This is a genomic window from Candidatus Megaera venefica, from assembly GCF_034554655.1.
Classification (GTDB): domain Bacteria; phylum Pseudomonadota; class Alphaproteobacteria; order Rickettsiales; family Rickettsiaceae; genus Megaera_A; species Megaera_A venefica.
Map to the genome: position 1 here is coordinate 1 of NZ_JARJFB010000068.1, position 9,788 is coordinate 9,788.

Consider the following 9,788-nt stretch of genomic DNA (forward strand, 5'->3'; position numbering starts at 1 on the left):
CACTTTGCTTGAATAAAAACCAACTACAGTCTTCGTACAATGTAGCAAATCTATGCTCATGATTCAACAATTTATTATATATATATTTTGCTCTAAATATACCAAAACTTTGTTCTGATTCTGATAATTTTGACCATAACCCTTCTCCTGTTAATCGGTAACAAGACATTACTCTATCTATATATTTAATTTTGCCATGTTTAGCATAGAGCATCGATAAGAACCAGTCGCCCGTGAGAGTCTGATTATAGCACATTTCTTTAGGATATCCTTCTTTGAATATATTCCGCCAAACATAAGAAGATGTATGGGCATAAAATTTCCCTTCAATAATATCAGCAATTACATTAACGGGTTTTACAACTTTATTTTCATTCATTCTGACTCTTCGCTTCTCCTTTTCATAAAGCATCTCCGTGTCATGTGAACATCCCACAAAACCCTCATTTTTATCTAAGAAATCAACTTGCTGCTGTAATTTATTTGGATCAGTCCAATAATCATCACCTTCAAAAATGGCAATATATTTTGTATCGGTACAATTATATTTAGACATCATAAAAGTAAACAGTACTCCATAATTTTTTTTATTAAAGCATAGTTTTATGTTTTTGAACTTATCTGCGTATCGTAAAATTACGTCTCTGGTTTTATCAGTAGAGCAATCTTCGCAAACTATTAGTTCATAGTCAAAATCTACTTTTTGCATTAAAACTGATTCTAATGCTTGGGCAATATATTTTTCATGATTATAGGTTTGTATTATTATACTAAGTTTTATTTTTTCTTTCATTTAATATATGTGGTCTCGTATTCTGTTTAGTAAGGATATTCAGGGATTGGATCTATTATAACATTCTCAACATGAATAGTTATATCATTTGTGCTATTCTTAATTTGGACTTTGGTACAATCCCAATATTGCATTCTGGTCAACGCCAACTTCAACAAATCTGTATCGCCATAAAATTGACTTAGCTACTATCTCTGGCAAAGTTGGAAGCTCATTTTTTGTGGCTATCATGATTCGTGATGTGTTGAAAATCAAATTATAATACTTACCGAAGTTACGCTTGAATAGGTCAGATTCAAGATCATAGGTTTTGCTGACAGTGAAAGTGTTGATTGCCACAATGCCTTTTGGTGTCAACATCTTTTTGATGTCTTGCATAAATTCATCAGTTAAAAGTTGTGGCGGTATATAATCAGCGTTAAATGCGTCAATGAGAATAATGTCATAGATATCTGTTGCAGATTCTTTTGCAAATATCGCGCCGTCTTCTATAAATATTTTATTACGATAATCTTCTTTATAACCAAAATATTGATCAACAATTTTAGGTAATACAGCATTGATCTCAACTGTATCGATTTGAGCTGTTGGAGTCAATATATTTAATGCATTCTGAGCGCTCGCTCCCCCTAGGCCAATTACTAATATTTTTTGTGGGTTATCATTAAAGAATAAAGTACTAAGGAATAGTTTCACATAGCCATGAAGAACTATTTTAGGATTTTCGGTTAAGGCGCAGCTTTGTACTATTGGTGTTGGTGGTTCGATAAAAGTCATGCATTTTTGGCCGGTTTCCTCAAATATCCATACAGGTCCAAAGTTGCTTTCTTTCTTAATTAATATTTTAGGTCGGTTGTTATTTTTTATAACAACGAGTGAAGTAATGAGTAAAATAAGAGCTGCAACGAAAAATGCTAATATTTTCGCTAGTTTTTTATTATTTAAGAAAGAGAAGATAAAATTCATGATTTTGCGGTTCGAATTCTATCTACAATTTCATGGCGAAAATGCTTAATCAAGCCTTGTATTGGCCAAGCAGCAGCATCACCAAGTGCACATATAGTGTGTCCCTCAACTTGTTTTGTCACGTCTAGCAGTTCATCGATTTCTTCTTCTCTTGCTTGCCCGCGAACTAAACGCATCATTACTCGCCACATCCATCCGGTTCCTTCGCGACACGGGGTGCACTGTCCACATGATTCGTGCATGTAGAATTTGCTTAAGCGAGCAATGGCATAGATAATGTCAGTTGATTGATCCATGACAATTAGTCCGCCAGTACCGAGGCCAGAGCCGACACTGCGCAGAGAATCAAAGTCCATGGTGACAGTTTCACATATATCTTTTGGAATCATCGGTACAGAAGAACCACCAGGAATTATTGCCTTTAAATTATCCCACCCACCACGTATGCCACCAGCGTGTTTTTCAATAAGCTCTCTAAGAGGTATGCCCATTTCTTCTTCAACATTACACGGTTTATTAACATGACCGGAGATGCAAAATAACTTAGTGCCAGTATTATTTGGTTTTCCAAGGCCAGCAAACCAGGCTGCACCGCGGCGTAATATTGTTGGAACAACCGCAATAGATTCAACATTATTAATAGTTGTAGGGCAGCCATATAAGCCGGCGCCAGCAGGGAATGGTGGCTTTAGTCTTGGTTGACCTTTCTTACCCTCTAAACTTTCCAGCAAAGCTGTTTCTTCGCCACAAATATAGGCTCCAGCTCCTCGGTGCAAGTATACGTCAATATCGTAACCAGATCCACAAGCATTTTTACCAATTAATTTGGCATCGTAAGCTTCATCTATTGCTTTTTGAAGTATAACGGCCTCATTATAAAACTCTCCGCGTATATATATATAACAAGTGTGTGCGCCAATCCCAACAGACGCAATAACGCATCCTTCAATCAATTTATGGGGCTCATATCGTAAAATATCACGATCTTTACAGGTCCCTGGTTCGGACTCGTCTGCATTGACGACTAGATATGAAGGTCTTGGGTTATCTTTTGGCATAAAAGACCATTTCATACCAGTTGAAAAACCGGCTCCTCCACGCCCACGTAGGCCAGATGATTTTACTTGTTCAATGATCCAGTCGCGTCCATTATGAATTAGTGATTTTGTTTTATCCCAATCACCGCGCTTTTTTGCAGCACTAAGGCTAGCGGCCTTGCTACCGTCAATATTGGTAAAAATTTTATCTTTATTCGTTATCATGATCGTCTCTTTGTATCAAAAAATATTGAGGAATTTTTATCTCTACGACTTTATTAAGTGCTTCACTTGAGTTGAACACAAGATACCAGTCATCATTCTTGATGTAAAATTGGATATCTCTTTTTTCAATTTTTTCCAAAAATTGCTCCCAGCTGCAATTTGAACTCAAGTGGCCTTCTGAGAGTTTTACTAATTCGCTAAATAGATTATTACTATGAATGTTGAATACATCGTCTGTATCCAATAGAGAGCCAGTTTCGGCATTAAAGTTTAATACGTCAATGCGCCACAACTTATCATCTTTTTTGGTAAGCCAGAGAACACTGAAAAAATCTTTTGTTCCTGAATTTGGTACATCATAACTTACTGAAAAGTGGTTTCTTTCCCCACTGTTACAAATACTGTAGAGTTCTACAAAATCATGAATTTCATCATTAATTTTCATGAAAAGCTCTTCATCCTCGTTTGTGAGTTTTGGATACGGCACTGTTCCATGACATTTGCCAGAACGGATTGTTTTATCAAAATCTAGATGTTTATCAACTATAAAAAAACCATTGCTAATATAGTCAGCCATGGTAACTAGTGGAGTAATGGTAAATAGTAAAATCAACAATTTTTTCACTTGTTTCCTGATGATTATAGTTGTTTAAACTGAGTGCTGATACATTTATACATAGTCATCCTGAACTCGTTTCAGGATCTCATGAGATCCCGGACCAGGTCCGGGATGACTTTTTACTTAGTATGACCCATTCGTATTATAGCATAAATTCTTAATTACGCTTTTTTCTTTTTCCTCAAAGATTCAATTATCTCAGCAACTTTTTCTGCATTCAGGTCTTCATAGAAATCATCATTAATTTGTATTACAGGACCATTCCGGCAAGCGCCAAGACATTCAACCTCTGAAATCGTAAAGAGACCATCCTCGGACATCTCACCGCATTTTGTCTTAGCGTGTTGCTCGCAGGCTTTCATCACTTCGTCAGAACCGATTAGCCAACAAGGCGTTGTTCCGCATAGTTGAATATGGTATTTGCCAACGGGTTTTAGATTAAACATCGTATAAAAGGTTGCAACTTCATAAGCTCGCATAAATGGTTCTGACAGATATGTTGCTACGTGTTCAATTGCTGCGGTAGATAACCATCCACCATTCTGTCTTTGGGCTAATTCAAGCAAGGGTAACATAGCACTTCTTTGGCGACCAGCTGGATATTTAGCTATAATCTCTTCGGCTTTGGCTATACTGTCTTTGCTGAAGATAAATATTTCTTGTTTTTTACTCATCTATCTATTTCTCCAAATACAACATCAAGACTAGAAATAACTGATACTACATCTGCCATTAGATGACCACGCGTCATAAAATCAAGTCCTTGTAGGTGAGCAAACCCAGGGGCTTTTATTCTGCATCGATAAGGTTTGTTTGTACCATCGGAGTATAAATATACACCAAATTCACCCTTAGGCGCTTCAACTACACCGTAAGCTTCGCCTGCTGGCACATTATATCCTTCGGTATATAGCTTAAAGTGATGAATCATAGCCTCCATTGACTCTTTCATATGGCTTCGTTTTGGCGGAATCATTTTGGCATCAATGGAATGTACTTCGCCTTTTGGCATAGCTTTAATGCATTGATCAATAATTTTTACGGACTGGTACATTTCTTCAACTCGTACCAAATAGCGATCATAACAATCTCCATTTCTTCCAATTGGCACATCAAAATCCATCTTATCATATACTTCATAAGGATTGCTTTTGCGCAAATCCCACTCTATCCCGGACCCCCTTAGCATTGGTCCAGAAAACCCCCAATCCATTGCTTGTTTTTGGCTTACAACGCCTATGCCAACTAGTCTTTGTTTCCATATTCTGTTATTTGTTAGCAAAGTTTCGGTATCTGCTAGAACACTTAAAAACTGTCCGTTGAAAGTTGCTATATCTTCTAAGAGGCCGTCTGGTAAATCTGATGCTACTCCTCCTGGTCTAAAATAGTTTGAGTGCATACGCGAGCCAGATACTCTTTCATAAAATTCCATGATTTTTTCACGTTCCTCGAATAGCCACAAAAGAGGAGTAGTTGCTCCGAGATCAACAGCCTGAGTACCTATATTCATTGTATGGTTAAGTATTCTGGTAAGCTCAGAAAACAAAACGCGAATGTACTGCGCACGTATCGGTACTTCGCAACCAACAAGTTGTTCTACAGCCAGAGCATAAGCATGTTCTTGGCACATAGGAGATACGTAATCAAGTCGGTCAAAATAGGGTACTGCTTGAGCATAGGTTTTATGTTCAATTAATTTTTCAGTACCGCGATGCAAAAGGCCAATATGTGGATCAGATTTATTAATTACTTCTCCATCCATCTCTAAGATCAACCGTAGGACTCCATGAGCTGCTGGATGTTGTGGACCAAAGTTAATAGTAGTCGTCTTCTTTTGAAACTCTAATTCCAGAGGTATAGATGTTGACGCTTTTTTGGCGCTTTGATCTTTACGCGTATTACCATGGGTTCCTAGCCTAGGTTCTTTTGTAGCGAGTTTTGAGGAAAGATTAGTTTCTTTTTTATTCTTTATCATAACGTTCCAAATGTGTACTTATTTTGTTGCTTTCTCATCACCGGGAAGTTTTAGTCCTTCTTTGCCTTGCCACGGAGAAGAAAAGTCAAAATTTCTAAATTCTTGCTCAAGTAGCACTGGCTCGTAAATGACTTTTTCAAGTTTTTCATCATATCGTACTTGTACATGACCTGTTAGTGGAAAATCTTTACGCAATGGATGTCCAACAAAGCCGTAATCAGTAAGAATACGGCGCATATCTGGGCACCCCTCAAACTCGATGCCATACATATCAAACACTTCTCTTTCATACCAACAAGCGGCACTAAAAATAGTTGTAACAGAAGGTGCTGTCTGATTCTCCTCAACATCAATTTTAAACAATAATCTTTTATTTAATTTCAGGCTAAGGAGACTATACACAACTTCGAAACGTTCTTGGCGTTCTGGAAAATCTGCGGCAAATAAGTCTGTAAGTATTGTAAAGCGCAAGTCTTTATGCTCTTTTGTAAACTTTAGTATTGCGAGAAGATCATTTTGACTAATTTTATAGGCAGCAAATTCTTTGATACTAATTGGCGCGAGATGAAGATTATTATCATTGGCAAATTTATCGATAATATGCAAAAAATCCATATTCTTAACCCTTAAATTTGCTTGTTCTTTTGATTTTGCGTTGTAACTGCATTAGTCCGTAAATTAAAGCCTCTGCTGTTGGAGGGCATCCAGGAACATAGACGTCTACGGGAACTATTCTATCGCAGCCCCTGACTACAGAATATGAATAATGATAATACCCGCCTCCATTAGCGCAGCTACCCATCGAAATGACATATTTTGGATCGGCCATTTGATCATAAACCCTTCGCATCGCTGGTGCCATTTTGTTAGTAAGGGTCCCGGCTACAATCATTAAATCTGCTTGTCTTGGGCTAGGTCTAAACAAAAAGCCAAATCTATCCATATCATACCTACTGGCAGCTGCTTGCATCATTTCCACAGCGCAGCAAGCAAGGCCGAACGTCATTGGCCAAAGGGAGTTTGATCTTGCCCAACCAATCAAATCATCAACCTTAGTTAATACATAACCACGATCTGATAATTCTTGTTCGAAGAAGCTATCTTGATTAATCAACTCTTTTTTCATAAATACACACTGATTCAACTAAATAATCACTATTCCCACTCAAGGGCGCCTTTTTTCCATTCGTAAACAAAACCAACCGTTAATACCAATAAAAAAACCATCATTGACCAGAAGCCAAATTGACCAATAGCTTTTAAATTAATTGCCCATGGTATTAAGAACGCTACTTCGAGATCAAAAATAATGAATAATATGGCAACTAAGTAAAAACGGATATCAAATTTTCCTCTAGCATCGTCAAACGCATCAAACCCGCATTCGTAGCTTGAGAGCTTATCTTTGCTTGGTTTTTCAGTGGCTAAGATTTTTGGTAAGATTACGACTACGACAGATAGTACTGTTGCTATTCCGAAGAAAACAACAATTGGTAAATATTCGCCTAGAAATTGAGCGCTGGGCTGCATAATATTTGTCAATTTTATTGCCATGTAATTCTACTAGCTACACCATATATCACTTTATATCAATGGGAATCTGAAATTAATAGAATAAACGAAGTATATTGTGTATATTTTTGTAACAATAATTGGGTATAATTTTTATCGCAAAATACTAAAAAGGGTTTGAGAAATTAAACGTTTTAGGTTAAGATAAAGTTTAACAATTATTCAGCAGTTTGGTATTTAATTCTATGAAAAGACTGTTAACTGTATTAATTATAATGATTGCAAGCCATGCATTTGCAGAGAGCGGGCAGCGTATGGCATTGTTAAGGCCAGAACAAAAGGCAGCTAAGCAGCACCAAACTAAAGATTTATTTAAGTCATATCTAGAAATTAGTGCTTACCGAAATAAGGTTTTGTCACAAAATCTTGCTAACATTAATACTCCTGGTTATAAAGCTGATGAAGTTTCTATGCCAGAGAGTCTTGACGAGCTTTCTGGGGAAGGAAAAACTACCCATAATGTTCAGATGAAAATTACTTCAGAAAGGCATATGGCCGGTTCAAAAAGTAAGGAAGGAAAATTCACCAGCCAAAAACTTAAAGATCCAGATGAGATAAAGAAAAATGGTAATAATGTTTCATTAAGGCAACAGATGACCAAGCTTTCTCAAAACAAAACTGATTACGCAGCGGCTGTGAAAGGTTATGCAACTACAAATTCCTTGTTTTCATCGGTGTTAAGTAAGTAATATAAAAGATTATGAAAAGATATTTTTTACTAATAGTAGTGTTTATGGTTGCAGTATCTGGTGCTATACAAACTTTTGCTGATAATTTGAAGCAGGCAGTAGAAATTGCAGCCCATGGAAGTAAATTTCAAGCAGAAAGGCTTAAGATAGCTGCAGAGAATTTAGCTAATCAAGATTCTACCGGTGCCACGCCTGGTGCAGATGCGTACCGACGTAAAGTTATTTTTCCTGAAAACAAATATGATAAAAAACTTCGGACGAATGTTATAAGAACGAAAAAAGTAGATGTAGATAACTCAGAATTTATTGTTAAGTATGATCCATACCATCCAGCAGCAAATGAAGAAGGGTTAGTAAAATATCCTAATGTTACAAGAGAAATCGAGCGTGCCGATGCTAGTGAAGCTCAGCGCAGCTATGAAGCAAATTTGAGCGTTATAGAGGTGAGTAATTCTTTAATGCAAAAGACAGTAGAAGCGATAGGCAGGTAATTATGGCAATTGATAGTATTGGATTATTAGCACAGCAAAGTTATTCGCAGATTCAAGAGCGACCAAAGGTTGAGTTTTCAGAAGCGTCAGTGAATAAGGCAGCTAGTTTCCACCAAATGGTGGATAACCAGTTTAATAGTTTTTCTAAAATGACTCCTGCGCAAATTCTAAGTCATATTCAAGGTGCAAGAAGTTCAGGAGTAAATTATTACGCTGTTGCAAGTAGTGGAAACATTAGTGGAGTTATTGGTAGTGCCACTAATGCTTTGCGCTCTTCTGTGTCAAAGCAAGAGAATGTCGCCAGAAAGTCTCTTGTTGGTCAGGCGTCGCTAATTGATTTATTAACAGCTACAACTGAAGCTAAAAATATTATGGATAGTACGGTTAAAGTCCGTGATAAATTTCTTGAAGCCTTTGATAGAGTCATGAATATGAGCATGTAATATTATTTCATTTTTGAATGGTACATGTGAATTTTTTTGATTTTATTTCGATACAATGGTCTAATTTTAAACTCAACTAGGGATAATCAATATTTCGATTGGTTTAAGTAGTTGACATCAGAAGTATCTCAATCACAACAATTTTCCATTCATAGTAAGTGTTTGTTTTTTTATAGATTCAGCAAAGTCACTAGTTGTAAATTTAGCCTTTAACATCAGTTTGAATAACGGAACACGCGCCACTTTGTCACTTTTTTGCTGTAAAAAACACGTTTTTCTCAAAATAGGGTAACCTATTTTATCAAAAAATGTATATTTTTCGCTAAAAAAATGCCTAAAATTGCATAGGCCTCTTATCCAAGCTGGCGTTATAATACAAAAAAGGTTTATCTGCTTATGTCTTCTAGTTTTAATATTATTCTTCTTGTAATATGTGCTGTAGTTGCGTTTATTCTTATAAAAAGAATGCGTTCTGGTGGTAAAAAAATTGCACATTTATCTCCTGCAGATCAACAGGCTCAAGAAGTATATAGTCCCTCCGTCAAAACTCTCCCCGCCTGAATTAACAAGGGGTTTCATGTCATAAACAGCTTACAAAATCCATAAGAAAATGGTATAATTACCGCATAAAGCTTACGGATTTTAAAATTATGCCTATAGAAAATATTACTTTTCTCCAAAAACAAGAAAGGTTATTTGAAGAGAAATTATCTACAAAACTAAATCCTAAAAACAAGTTATATAAACTAAGGGATTTAGTAAATTGGTCTGAACTTGAAGCCAGAGCATTGCCTAACATTGAAATCAAGCAATTTGGTAGAAATAAGAAAGATCATAGAGTAATGCTAGCACTATCAATGCTTCAAGCTATGTACAACGGTTCTGATTCGTTTACGGAGGAAGAGCTAAAGGAAAATATTTATTGGCAATATTTTTGTGGTTATGAATATTTGCAGCAAGATCTTGATGTGTCTGAAG

14 protein-coding genes are annotated in these 9,788 nt (G+C 36.4%); 5 read left to right on the forward strand and 9 right to left on the reverse strand.

All coding sequences use genetic code 11. The annotated features are described in order from the left end of the window. The 9 genes from Megvenef_RS05020 to Megvenef_RS05060 form a co-directional block, all read right to left on the reverse strand. A partial coding sequence (locus tag Megvenef_RS05020; protein ID WP_322776888.1) for a glycosyltransferase family 2 protein occupies nucleotides 1-793 on the reverse strand: 793 nt, incomplete at its 3' end. Between the two features lie 99 nt (nucleotides 794-892). Continuing rightward, on the reverse strand, nucleotides 893-1,759 hold the full coding sequence (locus tag Megvenef_RS05025) for a spermidine synthase (RefSeq protein ID WP_322776889.1): 867 nt from the start codon (nucleotides 1,757-1,759) through the stop codon (nucleotides 893-895). Next, nucleotides 1,756-3,021: an NADH-quinone oxidoreductase subunit NuoF gene (gene nuoF / locus Megvenef_RS05030; RefSeq protein ID WP_322776890.1), complete on the reverse strand. Its 1,266-nt coding sequence runs from the start codon at nucleotides 3,019-3,021 to the stop codon at nucleotides 1,756-1,758. Before nuoF ends, Megvenef_RS05025 begins: the two co-directional genes overlap by 4 nt. Beyond that, nucleotides 3,008-3,646: a hypothetical protein gene (locus Megvenef_RS05035; protein ID WP_322776891.1), complete on the reverse strand. Its 639-nt coding sequence runs from the start codon at nucleotides 3,644-3,646 to the stop codon at nucleotides 3,008-3,010. The genes nuoF and Megvenef_RS05035 overlap by 14 nt, the downstream gene beginning before the upstream one ends. A gap of 155 nt (nucleotides 3,647-3,801) precedes the next feature. After that, nucleotides 3,802-4,314, reverse strand: a complete 513-nt coding sequence (gene nuoE, locus Megvenef_RS05040; RefSeq protein ID WP_322776892.1) for an NADH-quinone oxidoreductase subunit NuoE — start codon at nucleotides 4,312-4,314, stop codon at nucleotides 3,802-3,804. Next, a complete protein-coding gene (gene nuoD, locus Megvenef_RS05045; RefSeq protein ID WP_322776893.1) occupies nucleotides 4,311-5,615 on the reverse strand; it encodes an NADH dehydrogenase (quinone) subunit D in 1,305 nt (434 codons plus the stop codon). Before nuoD ends, nuoE begins: the two co-directional genes overlap by 4 nt. A gap of 18 nt (nucleotides 5,616-5,633) precedes the next feature. Further along, nucleotides 5,634-6,230 (reverse strand): NADH-quinone oxidoreductase subunit C, encoded by a 597-nt coding sequence (locus Megvenef_RS05050; RefSeq protein WP_322776894.1) that lies wholly within the window; start codon nucleotides 6,228-6,230, stop codon nucleotides 5,634-5,636. 4 nt (nucleotides 6,231-6,234) lie between these two features. Next, entirely contained in the window at nucleotides 6,235-6,741 is a 507-nt protein-coding gene (locus Megvenef_RS05055) for a NuoB/complex I 20 kDa subunit family protein (protein ID WP_322776895.1), read from the reverse strand. 29 nt (nucleotides 6,742-6,770) lie between these two features. After that, on the reverse strand, nucleotides 6,771-7,145 hold the full coding sequence (locus Megvenef_RS05060) for an NADH-quinone oxidoreductase subunit A (protein WP_322776900.1): 375 nt from the start codon (nucleotides 7,143-7,145) through the stop codon (nucleotides 6,771-6,773). A 227-nt stretch (nucleotides 7,146-7,372) separates the two neighbouring features. Here Megvenef_RS05060 and flgB point away from each other — a divergent pair, with 227 nt between their 5' ends. The 5 genes from flgB to Megvenef_RS05085 form a co-directional block, all read left to right on the forward strand. Continuing rightward, nucleotides 7,373-7,876: a flagellar basal body rod protein FlgB gene (gene flgB / locus Megvenef_RS05065; protein ID WP_322776896.1), complete on the forward strand. Its 504-nt coding sequence runs from the start codon at nucleotides 7,373-7,375 to the stop codon at nucleotides 7,874-7,876. 11 nt (nucleotides 7,877-7,887) lie between these two features. After that, nucleotides 7,888-8,367 carry a flagellar basal body rod protein FlgC gene (gene flgC / locus Megvenef_RS05070; protein ID WP_322776897.1) on the forward strand — a complete coding sequence of 160 codons (480 nt, stop codon included), beginning with the start codon at nucleotides 7,888-7,890 and terminating at the stop codon, nucleotides 8,365-8,367. Nucleotides 8,368-8,369: 2 nt separating this feature from the next. Then, nucleotides 8,370-8,810, forward strand: a complete 441-nt coding sequence (locus tag Megvenef_RS05075) for a flagellar hook-basal body complex protein FliE (RefSeq protein WP_322776898.1) — start codon at nucleotides 8,370-8,372, stop codon at nucleotides 8,808-8,810. A 396-nt stretch (nucleotides 8,811-9,206) separates the two neighbouring features. Then, complete coding sequence (locus Megvenef_RS05080) at nucleotides 9,207-9,371, forward strand: hypothetical protein (protein ID WP_322776899.1); 165 nt, start codon at nucleotides 9,207-9,209, stop codon at nucleotides 9,369-9,371. Between the two features lie 89 nt (nucleotides 9,372-9,460). Next, nucleotides 9,461-9,788, forward strand: a 328-nt coding sequence (locus tag Megvenef_RS05085; protein WP_322776028.1) for a transposase, incomplete at its 3' end; no start/stop codon positions are given.